The 22,537-nt window shown below is 33.2% G+C and carries 18 protein-coding genes and 2 tRNA genes; 12 read left to right on the top strand and 8 right to left on the bottom strand.

What is annotated here, in order from left to right:
• Window positions 1-3 precede the first annotated feature (3 nt).
• A complete protein-coding gene (locus MUN68_RS00260; RefSeq protein WP_249996341.1) occupies window positions 4-609 on the bottom strand; it encodes a TetR/AcrR family transcriptional regulator in 606 nt (201 codons plus the stop codon).
• 124 nt (window positions 610-733) lie between these two features.
• Between MUN68_RS00260 and MUN68_RS00255 the strand changes: the two genes are divergently transcribed.
• Together MUN68_RS00255 and MUN68_RS00250 are read left to right on the top strand one after the other, a co-directional pair.
• Window positions 734-1,708, top strand: a complete 975-nt coding sequence (locus MUN68_RS00255) for a polyprenyl synthetase family protein (protein WP_249996340.1) — start codon at window positions 734-736, stop codon at window positions 1,706-1,708.
• The gene (locus tag MUN68_RS00250; RefSeq protein WP_249996339.1) at window positions 1,708-2,058 is read left to right on the top strand and encodes a hypothetical protein; all 351 of its coding nucleotides are present in this window, start codon (window positions 1,708-1,710) and stop codon (window positions 2,056-2,058) included. The genes MUN68_RS00255 and MUN68_RS00250 overlap by 1 nt, the downstream gene beginning before the upstream one ends.
• On the opposite strand, the gene MUN68_RS00245 is transcribed toward MUN68_RS00250, so the two are convergent.
• Complete coding sequence (locus MUN68_RS00245) at window positions 2,055-2,582, bottom strand: alpha-ketoglutarate decarboxylase (protein ID WP_249996338.1); 528 nt, start codon at window positions 2,580-2,582, stop codon at window positions 2,055-2,057. The two genes, MUN68_RS00250 and MUN68_RS00245, sit on opposite strands and share 4 nt — an antisense overlap.
• A 115-nt stretch (window positions 2,583-2,697) precedes the next feature.
• On the opposite strand from MUN68_RS00245, the gene MUN68_RS00240 reads away from it, so the two are divergent.
• On the top strand, window positions 2,698-5,454 hold the full coding sequence (locus MUN68_RS00240) for a 2-oxoglutarate dehydrogenase E1 component (protein WP_249996337.1): 2,757 nt from the start codon (window positions 2,698-2,700) through the stop codon (window positions 5,452-5,454).
• Between the two features lie 71 nt (window positions 5,455-5,525).
• Window positions 5,526-6,740, top strand: coding sequence for a 2-oxoglutarate dehydrogenase complex dihydrolipoyllysine-residue succinyltransferase (gene odhB / locus MUN68_RS00235; RefSeq protein ID WP_249996336.1), 1,215 nt, complete (start codon window positions 5,526-5,528; stop codon window positions 6,738-6,740).
• A 72-nt stretch (window positions 6,741-6,812) separates the two neighbouring features.
• On the opposite strand, the gene MUN68_RS00230 is transcribed toward odhB, so the two are convergent.
• From MUN68_RS00230 to MUN68_RS00215, 4 genes are all read right to left on the bottom strand, one after another.
• Window positions 6,813-9,920 (bottom strand): T9SS type A sorting domain-containing protein, encoded by a 3,108-nt coding sequence (locus MUN68_RS00230; protein ID WP_249996335.1) that lies wholly within the window; start codon window positions 9,918-9,920, stop codon window positions 6,813-6,815.
• A 37-nt stretch (window positions 9,921-9,957) separates the two neighbouring features.
• Complete coding sequence (locus MUN68_RS00225; protein ID WP_249996333.1) at window positions 9,958-10,446, bottom strand: hypothetical protein; 489 nt, start codon at window positions 10,444-10,446, stop codon at window positions 9,958-9,960.
• 790 nt (window positions 10,447-11,236) lie between these two features.
• Window positions 11,237-11,869 carry a response regulator transcription factor gene (locus MUN68_RS00220; RefSeq protein WP_249996332.1) on the bottom strand — a complete coding sequence of 211 codons (633 nt, stop codon included), beginning with the start codon at window positions 11,867-11,869 and terminating at the stop codon, window positions 11,237-11,239.
• Window positions 11,870-11,910: 41 nt separating this feature from the next.
• On the bottom strand, window positions 11,911-12,351 hold the full coding sequence (locus MUN68_RS00215; protein ID WP_249996331.1) for a retropepsin-like aspartic protease: 441 nt from the start codon (window positions 12,349-12,351) through the stop codon (window positions 11,911-11,913).
• A 51-nt stretch (window positions 12,352-12,402) separates the two neighbouring features.
• Here MUN68_RS00215 and MUN68_RS00210 point away from each other — a divergent pair, with 51 nt between their 5' ends.
• The 5 genes from MUN68_RS00210 (at window position 12,403) to MUN68_RS00190 (ending at window position 16,350) form a co-directional block, all read left to right on the top strand.
• Complete coding sequence (locus MUN68_RS00210; RefSeq protein ID WP_249996330.1) at window positions 12,403-13,170, top strand: TatD family hydrolase; 768 nt, start codon at window positions 12,403-12,405, stop codon at window positions 13,168-13,170.
• A gap of 2 nt (window positions 13,171-13,172) precedes the next feature.
• Complete coding sequence (locus MUN68_RS00205; protein ID WP_249996329.1) at window positions 13,173-14,204, top strand: asparaginase; 1,032 nt, start codon at window positions 13,173-13,175, stop codon at window positions 14,202-14,204.
• Between the two features lie 53 nt (window positions 14,205-14,257).
• Window positions 14,258-14,342 (top strand) — tRNA-Ser (locus MUN68_RS00200).
• A gap of 299 nt (window positions 14,343-14,641) precedes the next feature.
• Complete coding sequence (locus MUN68_RS00195; protein ID WP_249996328.1) at window positions 14,642-15,910, top strand: Y-family DNA polymerase; 1,269 nt, start codon at window positions 14,642-14,644, stop codon at window positions 15,908-15,910.
• Window positions 15,901-16,350, top strand: coding sequence for a LexA family protein (locus MUN68_RS00190; RefSeq protein WP_249996327.1), 450 nt, complete (start codon window positions 15,901-15,903; stop codon window positions 16,348-16,350). Before MUN68_RS00195 ends, MUN68_RS00190 begins: the two co-directional genes overlap by 10 nt.
• A 38-nt stretch (window positions 16,351-16,388) precedes the next feature.
• On the opposite strand, the gene MUN68_RS00185 is transcribed toward MUN68_RS00190, so the two are convergent.
• Window positions 16,389-16,470: transfer RNA gene (locus MUN68_RS00185), tRNA-Leu, on the bottom strand.
• 142 nt (window positions 16,471-16,612) lie between these two features.
• Here MUN68_RS00185 and MUN68_RS00180 point away from each other — a divergent pair.
• From MUN68_RS00180 to pth, 3 genes are all read left to right on the top strand, one after another.
• Complete coding sequence (locus tag MUN68_RS00180; RefSeq protein WP_249996325.1) at window positions 16,613-17,554, top strand: ribose-phosphate pyrophosphokinase; 942 nt, start codon at window positions 16,613-16,615, stop codon at window positions 17,552-17,554.
• A 170-nt stretch (window positions 17,555-17,724) separates the two neighbouring features.
• Entirely contained in the window at window positions 17,725-18,375 is a 651-nt protein-coding gene (locus MUN68_RS00175) for a 50S ribosomal protein L25/general stress protein Ctc (protein ID WP_249996324.1), read from the top strand.
• 146 nt (window positions 18,376-18,521) lie between these two features.
• Window positions 18,522-19,088 (top strand): aminoacyl-tRNA hydrolase, encoded by a 567-nt coding sequence (gene pth, locus MUN68_RS00170; protein ID WP_249996323.1) that lies wholly within the window; start codon window positions 18,522-18,524, stop codon window positions 19,086-19,088.
• A gap of 54 nt (window positions 19,089-19,142) precedes the next feature.
• Here pth and MUN68_RS00165 read toward each other — a convergent pair whose 3' ends face one another.
• A complete protein-coding gene (locus tag MUN68_RS00165) occupies window positions 19,143-22,481 on the bottom strand; it encodes a zinc-dependent metalloprotease (RefSeq protein WP_249996322.1) in 3,339 nt (1,112 codons plus the stop codon).
• Between the last annotated feature and the right edge of the window lie 56 nt (window positions 22,482-22,537).

Genomic DNA, 22,537 nt, shown 5'->3' with positions numbered 1-22,537 from the left:
GATTTATGATTGGTTCTTGTTGATAAAATTATTTAATATGGTCATTCCTTTTTCAGAAACGATTGCTCTTAAATGGTACTCTAGATAACTTTCCATAAGATATTCCATCTTAAATTGTTCTGTTGGAAAAAACATATTATCCTTAATCCCTGTCATTCCTGTGAAATACATTCTAGATATAAAATCTACATCTATTGTGCTCCTAAAAACGCCTGTATCTACTCCATGTTCTAAGCTTTCTTGAACAGACTGATGCATTTTTTCAAATTGTTTGAATTTTAGCTCGTGATGAATTTTCGGGTAATATTTCTTTAATTGATATTGAGGTGATGCCTTTTCATTTTTTAAGTGTTGCATTACAAACATTTTTATAGAGTATAATTCTTCAATTGGATTTGGAGCATTATCACATATACAATCTATTCCACTACAAATGGTATCAAATAGATTAAAGGCAACAGCTTCTACAAGTTTTGTTTTATTTGGAAAATGCACATAAATGGTTTTCTTAGAAATACCCATTTCACTAGCAATATCGTCCATTGTTACGCTTTTAAACCCTAGATTTAAAAACAGTTCAGCTGACTTATGTATAATTTGTTCTCTCATAATTTGAGTGCAAATCTACAATAGGAAACTTTAAAAACAAAAAAAGTTTCCAAAGTTTTAGTGTTTTTTTAACATATAGTTAAACTGTGATTGCAGATTTAGTCAATTACATTATTTTTGTACAATGCAGAATATCCAATCCCATCATGAGGCATTTTTAAAACACCTCGACACGTTTACAAAACCCAAAGAGCCTTCTACGCTTTACGACCCGATTAATTATATTATTCAACTTGGAGGAAAACGTTTACGGCCTATTTTAACCTTAATGACTGCCGAAATATTTGGTAGTCATTACACAAAAGCACTTAATGCTGCTTTAAGTGTTGAAGTATTTCATAATTTTTCATTAGTCCATGATGATATTATGGATGATGCGCCTTTACGTCGAGGAAAAGAAACGGTTCACGAAAAATGGGATATTAACACAGGAATCCTTTCTGGTGATGCCATGCTTATTATGGCATATCAATTATTTGAAAACTACGATCCAAACACATTTCAAAATTTAGCTAAATTATTTAGTAAAACTGCGCTTGAAGTATGTGAAGGACAACAATATGATGTCGATTTTGAAACTCGTGATGATGTCACTATTTCTGAGTATTTAAAAATGATAGAATATAAAACTGCAGTATTAGTTGGAGCTGCAATGAAAATGGGTGCTATTGTTGCAAATGCTTCGGAAGATTGTCAAAATTCGATTTATGACTTTGGAAAAAATTTAGGAATTGCTTTTCAGTTACAAGATGACTATTTAGATGCATTTGGAAATCCTGAAACTTTTGGTAAACAAGTTGGAGGTGATATTATTGAAAACAAAAAAACGTATTTATATTTGAAATGCTTAGCGTTTTCAAGTCAAAATGACAGAAAACAACTAGAACATTTATACAGTGTAAACCCTTCAGATCCAAGTGAAAAAATAGAAACGGTAAAACAATTCTTCATAGCTAGCGGTTCGGCCGAAGCAACTAAAAAAGAAATTGAAAATTATACTAAAAAAGCATTTTCTGTTTTAGAAAGTATAAAAATTTCTGAAGACAATAAAAATGCATTAATAGCATTTGGAAACGATTTAATGACTAGAAATGTATAATGCAGCTACCACAAACCTTTGAAAATTTAATTTCTGAAGCTGAAAGCTTAAAGCTCTATCAAAAACTAATACAACAAATCAATAAAGATTTTTTATTATCAAATATTGACCTTGATTTTGACGAAAACATATTACCCTCAAGTTTAAAATACCTAATGCATGAGATTGTTTTTAAACTTATACAAGAAAAATTTGCTGAATACCTCAACCTACTATACATCATTGATGTTTCAGAAAACAAAATAAAGCAACTTGATGGTAGTGATACTCTAAAATTATCTGAAGACGTTACTTTTTTAATCTTACAACGTGAGTGGCAAAAAGTATGGTTCAGAAATGCATATTCTTAAAAATACACTCTAACAAAAGGAATATAAGGATCAGCATAAATACTCTTATCTTTATCATAAAGCACATCATATCTTATACCAAAAGTAACATTGTCACTTCTATAACCTATTCCCATATACAAACCTGGATACCAATAGTTTTGATTTTCATAATTTGAATCATCAAATTTACGATTAACATTAAGTTGCTCAAATTCTGTAGACAATTGTAACTCTCTTATTGGATTAAATAAACCAATAAGACTTGCTCCAAAAATAGTAGACTTAAAAAAATCATCCTGCTTGTTATAGGTTGCATTTAAACCTAATCCTGCTGCAAATTGGGAGTTAAATTCATAAATTCCACTTGGTGCAATTGTACCACTAAAAAAGCCGTCACCAAAACTTAATCCTAGACCGCCTCCAAAGCGCACATGCCTCCAAAAATCATTAGTATCGTCCTGATTTTGAGAAAAAGCTAAAAACGAGCAGATTAAACAAACAATAAGGCAAGTATTACGATGAAAAAGCGATGAAAATTTCATTATTTAAAATTTGAGTTAAATTACATCTATAAATATACCAAAAACACACCTGTTTTTACTAAAAGTTGTATTTTTGACTAAATATTGTTGAAGCGAAAACGACTTACATCAAATAATGGATAAATATTCCTTTTTAAACGCAGCACATACAGCATACTTTGCTGATTTATACGAACAATACCTAAAAAACCCTGATTCTGTTGAACCAAGTTGGAGAGCCTTTTTTCAAGGCTACGATTTTGGAAGCGAGAACTATGGAATGGATGGTGAAATTACGGAAGGTGTTACGACTCAAATTCCCGAACATGTTCAAAAAGAATTTCAAATCGTAAAGCTTATTGATGGCTACAGAAATCGAGGTCATTTATTTACTAAAACCAATCCTGTTCGAGCAAGAAGGAAATATGCACCAACACTTGAGATTGAAAATTTCGGACTCTCACAAAGTGATATGAGTACCATTTTTTCTGCTGGAGAAATTTTAGGTCTTGGTAAAGCAACACTTCAAAATATTGTTGACCATTTAGAAAAAATCTACTGTGAATCTATTGGTATTGAATACATGTACATTAGAAAACCTGAAGAAATTCAGTGGATTCAAAATAAATTAAATGTAAACGATAATCAACCACAATTTTCTCCAGAAGAAAAAAAATATATTCTAAAAAAATTAAATGAAGCTGTTTCGTTTGAAAGCTTTTTACATACAAAATACGTTGGTCAAAAACGTTTTTCTCTAGAAGGAAATGAATCTTTGATTCCTGCTCTTGATTCTCTTATTGAAGATGCTGCAAACCATGGTGTAAAAGAATTTGTCATGGGTATGGCACATCGTGGTCGTTTAAGCACACTAACAAATATTTTTGGCAAATCTGCTGAAGATATCTTTAGTGAGTTTGATGGTAAAGATTATGAACAAAAAGTATTTGATGGTGATGTAAAATATCATTTAGGATGGACGAGTAATCGTGTGACTGATGGCGGAAAGAAAATTAATTTAAATATTGCTCCAAATCCTTCTCACTTAGAAACTGTTGGTGCTGTAGTAGAAGGGATTGTTAGAGCAAAACAAGACGATAAATACAGTGAAAACCCTTCGCAAGTATTACCAATTATAGTGCATGGCGATGCTGCGATTTCTGGGCAAGGCCTTGTCTATGAATTGGTTCAAATGGCACAATTAGATGGCTACAAGACCAATGGAACAATACACATTGTAGTAAACAATCAAATTGGATTTACAACAAACTATCTTGATGGTCGTTCAAGTACCTATTGTACAGATGTTGGAAAAGTCACTTTATCACCTGTTATGCATGTTAATGCTGATGACCCAGAAGCTGTTGTTCATGCCATGTCATTTGCACTCCATTTTAGAATGAAGTTTAAACGTGATGTGTTTATTGATTTATTAGGATACAGAAAATATGGTCATAACGAAGGTGACGAACCTCGTTTCACACAACCTAAACTGTACAAAGCCATTTCAAAACATCAAAACCCAAGAGATATTTACGCTGCAAAATTGATTGCTGAAGGAGTAATTGATAATGGTTATGTTGCAAAATTAGAAAAAGCATACAAAGACAAACTAGAAGTTAAATTAGAAGACTCTAGAAAAATAGACAAAACAGTCATCACACCATTTATGGAAGATGAATGGGTAAACTATCAAACAGTTGTTGAAGATAAAATGATGCAGCCCATTGATACAACTTATCCAAAAGAAGGTCTTGCAAAAATCACAAAAGTGATTTCAAATTTACCAAAAGACAAAAAATTCATTCGTAAAATAGAACGTCTCATACAATCACGTCAAACGATGTTTGATGAAGATAAATTAGATTGGGCAATGGCTGAGCATTTAGCCTACGGAACTTTGCTAGAAGAAGGATATGATGTACGTGTTTCTGGACAGGACGTAGAACGTGGAACATTTTCTCATAGACATGCTGTAGTAAAAGTTGAAGACAGTGAAGAAGAAATTTTATTACTGAATCAAATAAGCGACAAGCAAGGTAGATTCTTTATTTACAACTCATTACTATCAGAATATGGTGTTGTAGGTTTCGATTATGGTTATGCCATGGCTAGTCCAATCACGTTAGTGATTTGGGAAGCACAATTTGGAGACTTTAGTAATGGTGCACAGATTATGCTAGATCAATACATCTCTGCTGCAGAAGATAAATGGATGCTTCAAAACGGATTGGTAATGCTATTACCTCATGGTTATGAAGGTCAAGGTGCTGAGCATTCTTCAGGTCGAATGGAACGCTATTTACAGCTATGTGCAAAGGACAATATGTTTGTTATGGACTGTACAACACCTGCAAATATGTATCATTTGTTACGTAAGCAAATGAAAGCAGAATTTAGAAAGCCTTTAATTGTCTTTACACCAAAAAGTTTATTACGTCATCCTTTAGTAGTGTCTACTGTTGATGAGTTTGCTAACGGAAGTTTCCAAATGCTCATTGATGATAGTGTGGTAAAAGCAAATAAAACCAAAACCTTAGTCTTTGTGACTGGAAAATTCTATTATGATTTATTAGAACAACGTGAAACTCTTAAAAGAGACGATGTTGCATTGGTAAGAATAGAACAATTATTCCCATTACCAGAAAAACAAATTAAAGATATTATTGCAAAATATAAAAATGCAACTGATATTGTTTGGGCTCAAGAAGAACCAAGAAACATGGGTGCATACAGCCATATGCTCATGCATTTAGACGAAGCAAAAACATTTAGAGCAGCAACACGACGACCATATGGAGCTCCTGCAGCTGGTAGTAGTGTGCGTTCTAAAATACGTCATCAAGAAGTTATCGATTTCGTATTTGACAAAACCAAAAACAACCAACGTTAGATAATGCCATTCCTTTTAAATGGAATAAAGAATATATTTAAAATAAACGCTTAAAATAAAATTACAGAACGATGATTTTAGAAATGAAAGTTCCTTCTCCAGGAGAATCAATCACAGAAGTAGAAATTGCAGAATGGTTAGTTTCTGATGGAGATTATGTTGAAAAAGATCAAGCCATAGCTGAAGTCGACAGCGATAAAGCAACTTTAGAATTACCTGCAGAAGCCAGTGGAACTATTACGCTTAAAGCTGAAGAAGGTGATGCTGTTGAAGTTGGAGCTGTTGTCTGTTTAATAGATACAAGTGCAACAAAACCCGAAAGTAGTGGTACTGTTCCTGCAAAAGAAGAGAAAAAAGAAGAAACACCTAAGACGGAAGCGCCAAAACCTGCTGCAGAATCTAAAACGTACGCTACAGGAACTGCGAGCCCAGCTGCCAAAAAGGTTTTAGCCGAAAAAGGAATGGATGCATCTTCTATTTCAGGAACAGGAAAAGATGGTCGTGTTACTAAAGATGATGCTGTAAATGCAGTACCATCTATGGGAACTCCAACAGGAGGAAATCGTGGTTCATCTCGCAGTAAAATGTCTATGCTACGTCGTAAAGTCGCTGAACGTTTAGTTGAAGCTAAAAACACAACAGCAATGTTAACGACGTTTAACGAAGTTGACATGTCACCTATTTTTGAATTACGTAAACAATATAAAGAAGACTTTAAAGCAAAGCATGGTGTAGGACTTGGGTTTATGAGTTTCTTTACACTTGCAGTAGTTCGTGCATTAAAAATGTATCCAGCTGTTAACTCAATGATAGACGGAAAAGAAATGTTAACCTATGATTTTGTTGATGTTTCTATTGCTGTTTCTGGTCCAAAAGGATTAATGGTTCCAGTAATTAGAAATGCTGAAAACTTAAGTTTTAGAGGTGTTGAAGCTGAAGTTAAACGCTTAGCTATTCGTGCTCGTGACGGACAAATAACTGTTGATGAAATGACTGGAGGAACATTTACCATTTCTAATGGTGGTGTTTTTGGAAGTATGTTATCGACACCAATTATTAATCCGCCACAAAGTGGTATTTTAGGAATGCATAATATTGTTGAACGACCAGTTGCCATTGATGGCAAAGTAGAAATTAGACCAATTATGTTTGTGGCTTTATCTTATGACCACAGAATTATTGATGGTAAAGAATCTGTAGGTTTCTTAGTGGCTGTAAAAGAAGCTTTAGAAAATCCAACAGAATTATTAATGGACAACAACATTAAGAAAGCTTTGGAAATGTAAATCATTTCACAACATATTTTAAATAAAAAAGCGCATTCCGAAGATTTGGAATGCGCTTTTTTTTTGATATAATTAATTTATAACAATTTGATGGCTTTCTGCTTGACCATTATATGTTAAAACCAAAGTATAAGTTCCTGAAACTAAACTCGAAATGTCTATAGTTGTTTGGGTTGCTACAGCATTGATGTTATATACAAGCCAACTACTGATATTATAAAGTTTAATATTTAATGTGTCTCCATTTTGTAATAAACCAACCGGTTCATTTTTAAGTTTTACTGTTAAAGACGTATCGGCAGGTACTGGATAAATTATAAAATCATCGCTAGTTATATTACCAGATTTTCCTGAGCAATTCGATGAACACTGAGTAATATCATAAGTTATATTTTGCCAAGACGACCAACCACAATTATTTCTAAAACGAACTCTAAACTCAATAGGTTCATTACACGCTGGAGTAATAATAACATATTCATCATCTTCATGACTCCATTCATAATTTGTTGTTACCTTTTCCCATTCTACTTCTAATACTTCTTGATTAGAAGGTGCTATGTTGAGTTTAAAACCAAAATCGTCACAAGAACCTATTGGAGCAATAGGATCGGTTAACCCAGTTTCTAAAGTATTTACTTCTTCGATAGATTCATAACTTGGAACACCAATATAGATATGTTTTGTTATGGTTGCATCACCACATTTAGTGCTAGTAATATCTACTACAAGAGTAACCCATCCACCTTCATTGAGCTGGCTTTTTGCGATTGTAACGCTGTTTGATGTGACTCCTGATTGAATAAAGGCTGCATTACCTTCAATTCTCCATTGATAGGTATCTCCACCGAAAGGAGCATTATATGTTCTACTACCAGAACAAAAGCGATCAGGTCCAGCAATTTCCGCTGTACTACATACGAATATACAAGATCTTGTTTCAGGAGTGTGTGATAACTCAGTCATAAGCCAGTTGCCGTTATCAAGTGTATATTGTATATGCTGTTCACTTATAGTTGGATTAGCAAAAAAGTTATCAAATGGGATGTCTTTTGGAGCAAAAGGAGGGGTAAACGGATTGTAGCTTTTTTCTAAATCTTCTTTTGTAATTATTACGTTTCCTTTGCCAACATCTAAACTACTGTAAGCAGGTATAAAATTGAATTTACGTTCAATTACAAATTGCTCAAACTCTGGAGGTAATGTTGTAAAACCTTCTAAGTCAAAAACACCACCATTAGCATTATCCAAAGGAAGCATAGAAGATGATGAGTAAACAGATTCTTCATCTATTAAGGGTTCTTCAACATCTATTAAAAACAATATTGTTTTCTCAATAAATATTTTCCCTTTATATATTCTTTTAGACTGTTGATTTGGCAGAGCTCTTAAATTGAATTGTATTTTAATGTCGGTGTCGGTTGAAAAAACAGAACTAAGGTATCTCAATGGGTTTAAAGAAAAACCATTAATTGCTGCTAGAACTATATTTGTCAGAAACGCTGGTAAATCAATACGTTCATTGATATCTACTAAAGTTGAATAGTTTGAAAACTCCAAAGGTGTACCACATTCCGAACCGTTGGTAATAGCAATATTTCGGATACCATTTTGTTGTGGATAACCCATACTACTGTATTCTGTTAAAAAACTGCTCTGTAATGTGGCATTATTTATCGACACGTTATTGCCTAAACCCTGTAATTGATAAATAAGCATTTGCTTTGCCGCAGGTGTTTGCAATAAGGATAAACCTTCTTCTAATTCAGGTGCTAGATCTACTAAATCAACAATATTGATGTCTATTAAAGAAAAAAGAACAGGTAGACTAATTTCTTCACCAACTAAATGCCTTACAAAAGCCTGATAAGCCAATGGTATATTAGCTCCTTGGTGTGGAGCATCATGGCTAATATAAAGTTTGGTGTCGTGGTTGGTGGTTGGGTCATTATCTATCTCCATGTGTCTAAGTGCATAACGTGCCACAAGGCCTCCCATACTCATACCCAAGACCACATTTTGCTCATTACCTACTTTTAGTTGGTTAATTTGGCGTATTACCTCCTCTACCATATAGGCATTACGTTGTATATGTGTGGTACTGTCCTCAAAATCTATAAAGACCAAATCGTAATCCTCGTCTTCTATGGCTTGGTTGAGGGTGTTTATATTACCTGTTGGGTCTATGTCAACAAAAATACCTCCACCATTATCAGTATTTATAAAGGTAAAATAATTAACATCATCTTCTGGATCAAAGCCCTCCACAACAATCAAGGGTTTGGTAAGCTCGGTATGGTCTGGTGCCAGTTCTATAGTCACCAAGCCTGTGGCAGAACTACCATTATAAGTAGCACCAGGTACAGGATTGTTAAACCACGTAGTACCATTCTCATTAAGAAAACCAATACCATTGTAACGTGCCTGTGCGCCACCACCAGAGGCGATATAGTCCACCGAAATCTTACTTTTACTATATAAGGTTGGCCCATTGGTATAAACAAATTTTACGGTAATATCCTTTTCACCACCAGAAGTGTAAGTCACACTTTTGGCTGTATTTAAGGAAATGGTTTGGTAACCATTGCCATCATCAAAATTGACCTGTACTTGGCTAAGGGACAAACTGGTGTTGGTGTAAATAAGTCCACTTGGCAGTTTAAAAGTAAAGGTATCACCTTGTAATTGTTTTTTAAGTGGTGCTACACCAAAAACAGTCTTGGTATCATAAGGGTTACGACCTGAGACATCAAAAATTTGGTCATTACTAATGGTAACATCGCCATTGGTATAGGCATTGGTTTTGTACTGTTGGTAATTATAGTAGAGTGCTGCCAAGAGCACATCTTCGGCGACATTATCTTGTTGGGTTTCAAGAGTGTTAAACACTACATTGGGTACTATTATACTTTGGGCTACCGTACCTACACGCATGGTGTAGAGCGAACTATAGAGCGATTGCCATTGTGTTTTATCTACAAGGTTGTTAGTACTAATGATTCCGTTATAAGCTTCCACTTCATTAAAACGGATGCCAAATTCCTTAAGAAAACCTGTGGTTACTTTGGTTTTATTGATGCTGCCAAAGACGTGCTCCATACGGTCATAATAATCGGTGTTCTGTGTATACCCTTGAAAAAAGGCAATACAAAATAGTGTAAAAACGAGTAGTTTTTTCATAAGTGATTGGTTTTTAAGATTAATAGTTAAAAAATTGTTATGGTATGTATTGTAAGTCAAAACGACCATTTGTTATGTTGATGTTTTCGCAATCATCATTGACAGTAGAAAATTCAAAAGTTCCTGAAACTATATAATTTATTTGGTCAATTTTAGTGAAAATAACGAAACCTTCATAACTGTCTTCAAATTCATAATGACAACCTACCTGAGGATTTGGGTCAACAATATACCTTGCCCTACCAACTAAATCGGCTTCAACATTTGTTGAAAAAGGTTCATTTATAATCATTGAAATACCTCCACCTCCAAACTGAAGTTGACCTTGTTGATATATTGCCACTTGGTCATTTGAATTTGTGACCACAAAAGGCTCACCATTAACCAAACAACCAAACGTATTTTCACCTGTCTGTGTAGCAGATGGTAGTTGATCTACAGGATTAGTTGGTGTGCTGCTATCGTCATCATTTTTGCAACTCGATAATAAAATTAGTAATACTAAAAAGGTTAAGTTTTTCATCATATTAGATTTAGTTTATTTATTTTAATCCAATTATAAATATACAGTAAATATTCTATGGTATGTGGTTTGAAAAGTTAAATTATTATTATTAAAATGTTTTTAAAAAAGCGCATTCCGAAGATTTGGAATGCGCTTTTTTTCCTAATAAAAATAACTACTAACTAATAACTAAAAAAAATTAACAAGAATATTTACGGCAATGATTACAACAGCACTAACAATTAAGCCGGTTATAAATAATTTGTTGGTTAGACTCGTTTTGTGTTTCATTGTATCCATTTTATTTCAATTTTAAATTGTCTTTTGCTTTTTTGATAAAGTTCTGGGATGAGGCATCCCAGAACTTTAAACCCTATAACTAATTAACTTGTTAATTAAGATTAATTAGTTGCTATTCATAATCCCTATATAAATAACATACTGTAAAACTCGGTATTTAATCAATGCAACACAATACGTAGAACTACGTATAGAGTACAATTTTATTTTTAAAACACTAATAAACAACAACTTAGTAAGTGTTAAAATTTTAAAACGCATAAAAAAAGCTCTGAGCTTTAAAACTCAGAGCCTTAATCCTTTATTTCAAAAGGAAAATTGATTAATAGCACTACAAACTTCGGTATTTAATCAATGTAGCGCAATACGTAGTTCTACGTATATTTCGATTTTTTACATAAAAAAACCTTGAATCAATGACAATTCAAGGCCTTTTGTAAAATAATTCTCCCTAAAGAATTAATAGCAAGACAAACTTCGCTATTAATTTGATACCAAACAATACGTAGAACTACGTATATTTTGATAAAAATTCTTCTTGCCCTTTAGCATAAATTGCTATACTATTTGAATTAGAAGACAATTTTAATTTAGAACGAATGTGACTTTTGTGTTTTTCAACTGTTCGATTTGAGCAACCTATAATCGCTCCAATTTCCTTAGCAGTCATATTTTCAGCAGTAAGCTGAAGAACTTTCATCTCAGTAACAGTAAGCGACTTTAACTCATCAGGTGTTTGTTTTATTTCTAAATACTCTATAAGCTCTGGACTAAAATAAGATTTCTCCTGCAAAACATTCGCAATACAATGTTCAACTTCTTCAATCGCAAATTCTTTTAAAATATACCCATAAATTCCAAGTGCCTTCGCTTCTTTATAAATGGCTTCACTTTTTTCAAAAGTAATAATTATGATTTTCGTTGTAAGACCTTCTTCTTTGCATTTTTTAGCAACTTGTAACCCTGTAAGGTAAGGCATTTGAATATCTAAAATAGCAATCTCTGGCTGATGTGCTTTAATTAGCGTAAAAGCTTCCTTTCCATTTTTTGCACTTGCAATAACATTATATTCTTTTTCAAGAAGGAAATCTTTAAGTCCTTTAAGAATTAATGGATGATCATCTGCTATTAATATTGTAGGCATTTGGATTAGTTTGAGGGATTTTTATAAAGATAAATAAAATCCTACAACTTTAGATATAAATACTTTTTTTCATAATCAATGACAGCTTTTCCCTTTTTAAGAACATCTGCTCCAATAATACCATCAACGGGTTTAGAATTATGATTTGTTAATGCCGCATTGACGTGAGTTAAATTAAACAGAATAAGTGCAACTTTATCTTTCTTCCACTTTCCTATTTTTAATTTATTTTTTTTAGAAATCTGAGTTAGCATATCTGTGGCGCCTGCACCTGCGGCTTTAATATCACTATCCTTTGCTTTAAGATTAAATGTATCTATAGCTTCAAAACCTACACAAGAACTAGAAGCTCCAGTGTCTAAAATAAACAACCCTTTTTTTCCATTTATTTTAGCTATAATTTCGAAATGGTTGGTCTTTGTTAAATGTAACTTTATTTTGGTATAGCCTTTGTTTAAAAGGTATTCCTGCAAGGTATCCATATCATTTTCTTTTTTACAAATATAGTCTTATAAAACATTTATTTTTGCATTATGATTATTACTGATACACATACTCATTTATACAGCGAAGCTTTTGATGACGATAGAAAAGATATGATTCAACGTGCTTTAGATGCTAATGTTTCTCGTTTTTTTATTCCAGCTATAGATTCGTCTCATACGGAAGCGATGTTTCAACTTGAAGCTGACTATCCAAATTACATGTATTTAATGATGGGCTTACATCCAACATCTGTAAAAGATAATTATAAAGACGAATTACAACATGTTGAAGAGATGTTAACACAACGTCAATTTTACGCTATTGGCGAAATTGGTATTGATTTATATTGGGACACTTCAACTTTAAACATCCAAAAGAAAGCATTTAAACATCAAATACAGCTAGCAAAACAGTACAAATTACCAATTGTTATACATTGTAGAGACGCTTTTGATGAAATATTTGAAATCTTAGAAACTGAAAAAGATGATGACCTTTTCGGAATTTTTCATTGTTTCACAGGAACTTTAGAACAAGCTCGAAAAGCCATATCTTATAATATGAAATTAGGTATTGGAGGTGTTGCTACATTTAAAAACGGAAAAATCGATCAGTTTTTAAATCAAATTGATTTAAAACACATTGTTTTAGAAACCGATTCGCCTTATCTCGCTCCTAAACCATACAGAGGAAAACGCAATGAAAGTTCCTATGTTACAAAGGTTTTAGAAAAATTGTCTGAAATCTATGCCGTTTCCGAAGAAAAAATTGCCGAAATTACAACACAGAACTCAAAAGAAATTTTTAGTATTTAATCATGTCGCAATCACAACCTAACATTTTATTAATTTATACAGGAGGTACCATTGGTATGATTAAAGATCCTGACACTGGAGCATTAAAAGCTTTTGATTTTGAAAATTTGTTAGATCGCATTCCTGAATTAAAATTATTAGATTGTAATATTAACACCATCTCTTTTGACGACCCAATTGATTCTAGTAATATGAGTCCTGAATATTGGATTCAGATTGCAGAAATTATCGAAAATAAATACAGCGCTTTTGATGGATTTGTAGTTTTACACGGAAGTGATACCATGAGTTATTCAGCTTCTGCTTTGAGTTTTATGTTTGAAAATTTAGCAAAGCCAATCATTTTCACAGGATCACAACTACCTATTGGAGATTTAAGAACTGATGCTAAAGAAAACTTAATCACATCCATACAAATGGCGTCGCTTCAAAAAAATGGGAAACCTGTTATTCGTGAAGTTGGGCTTTATTTTGAATACAAATTATATAGAGGCAATCGTACAACCAAACTAAATGCTGAACATTTTGAGGCCTTTGAATCTTTAAATTATCCACATTTAGCAGAATCTGGTGTGCACTTAAATGTTTCCGAAAACGCCTTATTCAAGCCAAATATTAGAAAAAAACTTATCGTTCATAAATCATTTAACACCAATATTGCTTTAATAAAATTGTTTCCTGGTATTTCTGAACCTATACTTAAAAGCATTTTAAATACAGCTAACCTAAAAGGTGTGATTTTAGAAACTTATGGCGCCGGAAACACAACCACAGGACAATGGTTTATCGCACTTTTGAAGCAAACCATAAAAAGAGGAATTCCAATTATAAATGTAACGCAATGCTCTGGCGGAAGCGTCATGATGGGACAATATGAAACCAGTTCTCAACTAAAACAAATAGGTGTGGTTTCTGGAAAAGACATCACTACTGAAGCGGCATTGACCAAATTGATGTTTATGTTAGGTGAAGACATTTCTATGAAAACGTTTAAAACTATTTTTGAAACGTCTTTACGTGGCGAAATGAATTAATAAATTTTAAGCTTTAAAAAATTTTATAGTTCTTTGCACTCACAACATTAAAGAGAGAGGTGGCCGAGTGGCTTAAGGCGCACGCTTGGAAAGCGTGTATACGGCAACGTATCGAGGGTTCGAATCCCTTCCTCTCTGCGAATAGATTAAAATGCACAACCAAATTTGTCGAAGCAAGCTTCAGCAAATTTGGTTGTGTATTTTAATTAACAAACGTTAGTTTGTGATTATCATGTATTGCCAGCATAACCTTCTGGGAACAGCGAAGCTAATCCCTAAATAATTTAACATGTCAATACCTACAAGGTATCAAAAACCTTGCAGGATACTATAACTATATTAGTCGAGCCCAGTTATAAAGTTAATTACTCCAAACTTTAACATTCCTATTATAAAAACAGAACTCAAAGGAAACGTTTTTATCTTATCTTTATATCATGTTCGCACTTGTAGATTGTAATAATTTTTATGCGTCATGTGAACGCGTTTTTCAACCACAATACAACAATAAACCCGTTGCCATTTTATCTAATAATGATGGTTGTGTGATTTCGCGTAGCGATGAAGCCAAAGCATTGGATTTGCCAATGGGAGCTCCTGCATTCAAATATGAAAGTTTTTTTAAAGCACATAATATTCGTGTGTTTTCATCAAATTACCCGTTATATGGCGACATGAGTAGTCGTGTGATGTCTATTTTAGAACAATTTACACCAGACATAGAAGTATATAGTATTGATGAAGCATTTTTACAGTTTAGAGGATTCGATAATTATGATTTCAACGATTATGGGCTTCAGATTCGACAACGTGTTTTGAAATGGACAGGCATTCCAACATCTGTAGGTATTGCTTCAACTAAAACCTTATCTAAAGTTGCCAATAAAATTGCTAGGAAATTTCAGAAGCAAACCAATGGCGTATACGTTATAGATTCTGAAGACAAACGAATCAAAGCATTAAAGTGGATGAAAATAGAATCTGTTTGGGGAATTGGTCGAGGTTTACAAAAACGATTAAAATCTAGAAATTGTATTAATGCTTATGATTTCACACAACTTAGTGATGAATGGGTAAAAACAAATATGGCAATTGTCGGTTTACGTTTAAAAAAAGAACTCTTAGGCATTTCTACATTAACATTAGAAGAACCTATTCGACAAAAAAAAGCGATTGCTACAACACGTAGTTTTGAACATACGTATTCTGATCTTGACAATTTAAAAGAACGTATCTCAACATTTGCAACCAGTTGTGCCGAAAAATTACGCAAGCAACATTCATGCTGTAATATGATTTATGTATTTATCAAAAATAACAGGCATAACAAAATTGGTGAACGCTATGAATCTTTCAGTACTATTGTAAATTTACCTTATTCAACAGACTCAAGTTTAATTATTAGTAAATATGCTACTGAAGCCATGAAGGATATTTATAAAAAAGGCTTACATTACAAAAAAGCTGGAGTAGTATTAATGGGTTTGGTTCCAAAAAACGAACGACAGCTTAACTTATTTGTAACTGAAAACCCAAAACACCAACCATTAATGAGAACTATTGATAGTCTTAATGAAAAATATGAATCTCATAAAATAAAATTGGGTAGTCAAGATTTAAAACGCACATGGAAAATGCGCCAAGAACGATTATCACTAAAATATACAACTAATATTAACGAAATACTTAAAGTAAAATGTCTTTAAAATTTTTAACACCAAAAAATGCGCTTGAGTTTTACACTCCAGATGACACACAATCTCTAGAAATTGTTTTAGCTCAAACAGGTATTTCGGCTGGCTTCCCTTCTCCTGCTGAAGATTTTAAAGAAAACAAAATTAGTTTAGACAAAACTCTGGTCAAAAATAAAGAGGCTACATTTTATGCTCGAGTTAGCGGACAATCAATGATTGGAGCTGGACTCGATGATGGCGATTTACTCGTTGTTGATAAAAGTTTAGAGCCTACGCATAACAAAATTGCAGTGTGTTTTATTGATGGTGAGTTTACTGTAAAACGTTTAAAAGTAACTTCTGAAGGCGTATATCTACAACCTGAAAATCCAGTTTACGACCCTATTTTAGTGACCGAAAGCAATGATTTTCAAATTTGGGGAATTGTGACTCATGTGATTAAGAAGATGTAAAAAACAAAAAGCTTCAAGTAAAACCTGAAGCTTTTAAGTACTCAAGGTGGGAATCGAACCCACACGTCTTGCGACATTGGATTTTGAATCCAACGTGTCTACCAATTCCACCACTTGAGCAATTTTGGACTGCAAAAATAGAAAAATATTTTGGGCAATCAATTAAAAATAGTGGGATTTATAATTTTTTGAAGGAAAATAATTTTCTAAATTTGAACTTTGAACTAAATCAACCAACAAGAGACTAAACCACTGAAAACAAATGTCATACGAAAATACTGAAGCCAAAATATTTACTTGTACTCAAAGCCGCGACTTAGCAGAACAAATCGCTAAAGCTTATGGAGTTAAATTAGGTAACGTTATCACATCAACATATAGCGATGGTGAATTTCAACCATCTTACGAAGAATCTATAAGAGGAACTCGTGTTTTTATTATTGGTTCTACACATCCTGGACCAGAAAATTTAATGGAAATGCTATTAATGATTGATGCAGCAAAACGTGCTTCAGCAAGACATATTACAGCTGTGCTTCCTTATTTTGGTTGGGCAAGACAAGACAGAAAAGACAAACCAAGAGTTCCAATTGCAGCAAAATTAGTTGCAAAAATGCTAGAAGCAGCTGGAGCTACTCGTATTATTACAATGGATTTACACGCAGATCAAATTCAAGGTTTTTTTGAAAAACCAGTGGATCATTTGTTTGCATCTACTATATTTTTGCCTTATTTAAAAGAACTTAATTTAGATAATCTAACCATTGCTTCTCCAGATATGGGTGGATCTAAAAGAGCTTACGCGTATTCAAAAGCATTGGCAAGTGATGTTGTTATCTGCTATAAGCAACGTGCAAAAGCCAATGTGATTTCACATATGGAACTCATTGGAGACGTTACAGGAAAAAACGTAGTATTGGTCGATGATATGGTAGACACGGCAGGAACGTTAACAAAAGCCGCCGATTTAATGATAGAAAAAGGAGCTCTAAGTGTCAGAGCAATCTGTACACACCCTATTTTGTCTGGTGACGCTTATAAAAAGTTAAACAACTCTAAATTAGAAGAATTAATAGTCACAGATTCGATTCCTCTAAAAGAGCAAAATAAAAAAATTAAGGTTTTAAGTTGTGCCGAACTTTTTGCAGACGTAATGCACAATGTACATTATAACAAATCAATTAGCTCTAAATTTGTCATGTAATTCTACGACAAAAACCTTTTCTTGCTTAAGGTGACTACAAAGCAATTCTATGTGCAAAATTTATGCCTTTTTAAAAATTGCAGTAAAAGGTGGTGCTTTTCAATATATATTACTAAATTTGCAGCCCTCAAAACGAGGGATTTACTAAATATTAAATTAAAATTTCAATAATGAAATCAATTACAATCAATGGATCTCAAAGAGAAAGCGTAGGCAAAAAAGCAACAAAAGCCTTACGTAATGCTGGTCAGGTTCCTTGCGTATTATACGGAGGAAACGAAACAGTGCATTTCTCAGCAGCTGAATTAGCATTCTCTAAACTTGTATACACGCCTAATGCGCATACAGTTGTGATTGCCTTAGACAATGGTACTACATTTGATGCCGTATTACAAGACATTCAATTTCATCCAGTAACCGATAAAATCTTACATGTAGATTTTTACCGTTTATTCGAAGACAAAGAAATTGCAATGAATATTCCAGTACATGTTATTGGAACATCTAAAGGTGTTTTAAATGGAGGTATTCTTCGTAAGAACAGACGTAAATTAAGAGTAAAAGCTTTACCTAAAAATTTACCTGATTTCTTAGAAGCAGATATTACACCATTAAAAATTGGAAGTAAATTATATGTTGCCGCACTTGAAGGTGAAGGATACTCAATATTACATTCTGAGAATACTGTTGTTGTTCAAATCAAGACTGCTAGAACAGCTGTTGTTGATGACGATGATGAAGAAGAATTAGAAGAAGGAGCAGAAGCAACTACTGAAGGAGGAGAAACTCCAGCAGCAGAAGCATCTGAAGCTCAAGAATAAAACTTACTTATTCTATATATATAAAAAGCATTCTATTATATTAGAATGCTTTTTTATTTTTACAAAAACTTTGTGTTATCTGGACGTTTATTAAAAACCTGTTTACATGGAATTCGACTCCTTTAGACATCGAAGACACTAATCTTATGAAAAAATTTCTAATTGTTGGACTCGGTAATATTGGAAGTCAATATGCAAACACCAGACATAATATTGGCTTTAAGGTTTTAGATGCCTTAGCAGAAAAAGAAGATCTCGTATTTGAAACACAAAAATTAGGTGATTTAACTACGTATAAATTTAAGGGAAGAACGTTTATACTCTTAAAACCAAGTACGTTTATGAATTTAAGCGGAAAATCAGTACTCTATTGGTTAACAAAAGAGAAAATCCCTTTAGAGAATTTGCTTATTATAACTGATGATCTTAATCTTCCATTTGGTAGTCTTCGTTTAAAAATCAAAGGAAGTGATGGTGGTCATAACGGATTAAAAGACATACAAGACAAATTACAAACCAATAAATACAACAGATTTAGGTTTGGCATTAGTGATAAGTTTGGCAAAGGAAGACAAGTAGATTATGTGTTAGGCGAATGGTCAAATGAAGAGTCAGAGAAACTCACAGAACGATTAGAAAAGTCGATAGAACTCATAAAATCTTTTGGTACAGCAGGCATTAATAATACCATGAACACATTCAATGGTAAATAAAAAGAGAGACTAATTAGCCTCTCTTTTTAAGTTTAAATTATGTACTTTAAATACCTAATCGATTATAACTCGTTTAGTAACTTTATTTGTTCCGTTTTCTACAGTAACTAGATACACTCCAGATTGTGCATTCTCTAAGCTTACCGATTGATTAAATGTTGGAGATCCATCATAAATATTATTGAAAATTTGTCTTCCTCTAATATCAAATACTGAAATTTTTACGTTATCAGAATTAGAATTATTAAATACCACATTAAAGGTTCCTTTATTTGGATTAGGGTAAATTACAAAGTCTGAAAGACTACTATTTTCTTCGCCAACTGAAAGCGTTCCTTCTAAACATAAATAAAGACTAAAACTATTAAAAGTTCCTCCATCTTGATTAGCATCATCAACAATAGTCAATACCCAATCTCCTCCTGAAGTTTCACCATAAATTGTTGACAAGTCACCTTCTGGAAGGAAACTTCCTGTAAAAGGTGGAGAAGCTCCTGTTATAGGACCATCTACACCTTCTTGATCAAATGTTGTATTTATTAAATCATCTCCATCATCACCTTCATCAAATATTAAATCTACAACTGTACCTGAAGGACTTGTAAGCGTAATCTCTAAATCGTCAGTCCAAGTATGTGTTATATTAACTGTGACATTAACATCTGTAACAAGAAGGTCTTGACCTATATTTATAGTTGAAACAACTGTGTTTCCAGAACCAAATTCGGATATGTTTTGTGGTACATCATCCAAAAAACTATTACATGATATATTAGCTGTAGTAAAACTAAAGACAGAAGACACAGGAGCAGTATCACATAAATTAGAAGCAGTAACTCTCCAATAATATGTTGAGTTAGTATTCAAATCACCTACTGTATATGCTAATGATTGAGTTGTTCCACTATCTACAATATTTGTGAAATTAATATCTGTAGCTACTTCAACTAAATAATCTTGCACATTGTCACTTCCTGTCCACATCAATTCTGGTGCTGTACTTTGATTAGCAGCTCCATTATTTGGAGACGTAAGAATTGCTGTATTAACTGAATCACTATACACATTCATTATCAAATCTACATCTTGCGAAGCAGTTCCAGAAGTGCCATCAAATGTAAATGGATAACTTCCAACAGTTAAACTTCCTGTTCCGTTTATTGTAATTGTTCCTAGTGTACCATCAGCAGTAGCAGAAGTTGGATTTATAACTGCAGAAGCTCCAGCAGGTAATCCTGTCACCGAAAAATTAGTTGTATTACTAAAACCTAAAAAAGTATTGTAAGTAAAATTATACACTAAACTATTTGGTTGGCATATATCTAATTCAGTAGTATCTACAGTTAAAATAAATTCAGAAGCTTGAATACTAAAATTAGAAGAGTTCACAGCATAAAATATATTGTCACTCCCTTCAACTATTACTCTTGCCATTGATGTATCACCTCCAGTAAATGGTACAGTAACATCATGAGAACCATCATTAGGAACATTAGTAGCCATTGTAAATGGAAATGTTTGACCTCCATCTACTGATAATAAAATATTTACTGTTGGTGTATTTACGTTTCCTGTGTCTGTTCCAGCAACGTCCCAAGTTATGGTTTGTGAAGTTCCTGCATCCCAACTTTCATTAGTCGTTTGAGAAGTCACTACAAAAGGACCACTAGTATTATCAACGGTAACCGTCATGGTATCATAATTAGATTGTGGTGTCTGTCCTATTCCTCCAGCTTCAGAACGATCTCTAACCGTTAAGGCGAAATTTAAATCTCGACCAACAGTAGAAACGGTTTCCCAAGAACTATTATCGACAGTCTCAACAGGGTTTGTTTCTGTAAGCTCTCCATTTAATACACGTTCAAAAATTGGCATATATCTATCTGGCGACGTACTTGGTGGTCTTGATCTCCATAATGCTCCTGAAGTCTTTGTTGGTCCGAAATTATTATCAGTGGTAACACCATCATCTATTTGTTCCCAGCAATAGGTTAATACATCTGAACCATTAGCATCAGTTGCGCTTCCTTTAAGAACAAAAGCTGTTCCATTAGGAATTGTATAATCTATACCTGCATCTGCATCTGGTGGACTATTAGTAATACTTGTCGTTGTTGCGCAATTATTTGGTGAAGAAGCAACATTTCCTAAAATTTGAAAAATACTATAGTAATGAAAATAGGGATCGGAATGATCTTGCACATCATCAGATCCTGTTATTCCTGCATAACCCATAATAGATGTTCCACTTCCAGGTTCGGCATTAACTCCAGTGCCTTCAGATCCAAATGACCATGTGTGATTGGCTCCCATTTGATGCCCCATTTCATGTGGAACATAATCAATATCAAAAAAATCAGCCATAAATGGTCCACCATCATTATCTTCAAACAAGTGAGAAGAAAATCCACTCCCTTTTTCTCCATTTTCACAAACACATCCTATACAACCAGCATTTCCGTTATTATCATCGTAATGAAATAAGTGACCAATATCGTAATCCAATTCACCAACTTCATCTGTTAAATTATCTTGTAAGTCACCATTTAAATCATTACCGTAAGGATCAGTTCCAGAATACACTAAATCTATTGCTAAATCGTTAGCGGTATTAACTAATTGAAAGGTAATAGCCATATCAACTTCAAAAACTTCATTTACTCTATTTAATGTTGAAATCATTTGAGCCAAAGCATCTTCTTGAGCGTTTCCATTTCCTGCATTTCCATCATTCCAGAAAGCTGTATACTGAGACGTTGTAGAGATCGCTATTCTAAATGTTCTTAGAAGCTGATCATTTGCATCTCTTTCTAAAGGTGTACTTGTAGTTCTTGAAAGCACTTCCAAATCTTCTGTTAAACATTCAAAGGTTTCAGAAGAATCAACTTTTGCAGCTCTATTATAAATCAAATATTGACCATTAGATACTTTAGTTACAGGTTGAATGTAAAATGGGTCTTTACCAGGTTCTGAAATCATTGCTTTCAATCCTAAAGGTGTGACGCTAAATCTTAAACGAGTTCCTGAATTGTCAATTCTAGAACCCAAATATGTTTTGATATTTGGAAAGGCATTCGCTCCATATTCAGAAGAAAATATTGCAGTTTCAACTACTCGGTATGATTCTAATTCTCCTTTAAAATTAGGAAACTGAACAATAGTGTTTGATTGTCCATTGGAATCTTTTCGGTGTGGTGCATTAAGCAATTGTTGTTTTAAGTTCTCAATGTTTAATTGAAAAACCATGTAATTTTTAGAATCTAAATGTTCTAAAGTAACATCATTAGTTCCATTTCTGAATTCTGAAATTTCCCAAGTATTCTCTTGCGCAAACATCGAAAATGTTCCTAAAAAGAACAATAAAACCTTGGTTAAGTGGAGAGTAATTTTCATGTGAATTTTTTAAATTTATTTTTTAAAGATACTATAAATTTTCAAAAACTTTTACG

Origin of the sequence: Psychroserpens ponticola, assembly GCF_023556315.2 — a bacterium.
In the GTDB taxonomy this organism is placed as follows: Bacteria; Bacteroidota; Bacteroidia; order Flavobacteriales; family Flavobacteriaceae; genus Psychroserpens; species Psychroserpens ponticola.
This window is presented reverse-complemented; position numbering and strand designations above follow the sequence as displayed.

Bases quoted from the DNA above. Each gene is read 5' to 3' on its own strand.
- MUN68_RS00260 (WP_249996341.1), bottom strand. From the start codon at position 609: ATGAGAGAACAAATTATACATAAGTCAGCTGAACTGTTTTTAAATCTA.
- MUN68_RS00255 (WP_249996340.1), top strand. From the start codon at position 734: ATGCAGAATATCCAATCCCATCATGAGGCATTTTTAAAACACCTCGAC.
- MUN68_RS00250 (WP_249996339.1), top strand. From the start codon at position 1,708: ATGCAGCTACCACAAACCTTTGAAAATTTAATTTCTGAAGCTGAAAGC.
- MUN68_RS00245 (WP_249996338.1), bottom strand. From the start codon at position 2,582: ATGAAATTTTCATCGCTTTTTCATCGTAATACTTGCCTTATTGTTTGT.
- MUN68_RS00240 (WP_249996337.1), top strand. From the start codon at position 2,698: ATGGATAAATATTCCTTTTTAAACGCAGCACATACAGCATACTTTGCT.
- odhB (WP_249996336.1), top strand. From the start codon at position 5,526: ATGATTTTAGAAATGAAAGTTCCTTCTCCAGGAGAATCAATCACAGAA.
- MUN68_RS00230 (WP_249996335.1), bottom strand. From the start codon at position 9,920: ATGAAAAAACTACTCGTTTTTACACTATTTTGTATTGCCTTTTTTCAA.
- MUN68_RS00225 (WP_249996333.1), bottom strand. From the start codon at position 10,446: ATGATGAAAAACTTAACCTTTTTAGTATTACTAATTTTATTATCGAGT.
- MUN68_RS00220 (WP_249996332.1), bottom strand. From the start codon at position 11,869: ATGCCTACAATATTAATAGCAGATGATCATCCATTAATTCTTAAAGGA.
- MUN68_RS00215 (WP_249996331.1), bottom strand. From the start codon at position 12,351: ATGGATACCTTGCAGGAATACCTTTTAAACAAAGGCTATACCAAAATA.
- MUN68_RS00210 (WP_249996330.1), top strand. From the start codon at position 12,403: ATGATTATTACTGATACACATACTCATTTATACAGCGAAGCTTTTGAT.
- MUN68_RS00205 (WP_249996329.1), top strand. From the start codon at position 13,173: ATGTCGCAATCACAACCTAACATTTTATTAATTTATACAGGAGGTACC.
- MUN68_RS00195 (WP_249996328.1), top strand. From the start codon at position 14,642: ATGTTCGCACTTGTAGATTGTAATAATTTTTATGCGTCATGTGAACGC.
- MUN68_RS00190 (WP_249996327.1), top strand. From the start codon at position 15,901: ATGTCTTTAAAATTTTTAACACCAAAAAATGCGCTTGAGTTTTACACT.
- MUN68_RS00180 (WP_249996325.1), top strand. From the start codon at position 16,613: ATGTCATACGAAAATACTGAAGCCAAAATATTTACTTGTACTCAAAGC.
- MUN68_RS00175 (WP_249996324.1), top strand. From the start codon at position 17,725: ATGAAATCAATTACAATCAATGGATCTCAAAGAGAAAGCGTAGGCAAA.
- pth (WP_249996323.1), top strand. From the start codon at position 18,522: ATGAAAAAATTTCTAATTGTTGGACTCGGTAATATTGGAAGTCAATAT.
- MUN68_RS00165 (WP_249996322.1), bottom strand. From the start codon at position 22,481: ATGAAAATTACTCTCCACTTAACCAAGGTTTTATTGTTCTTTTTAGGA.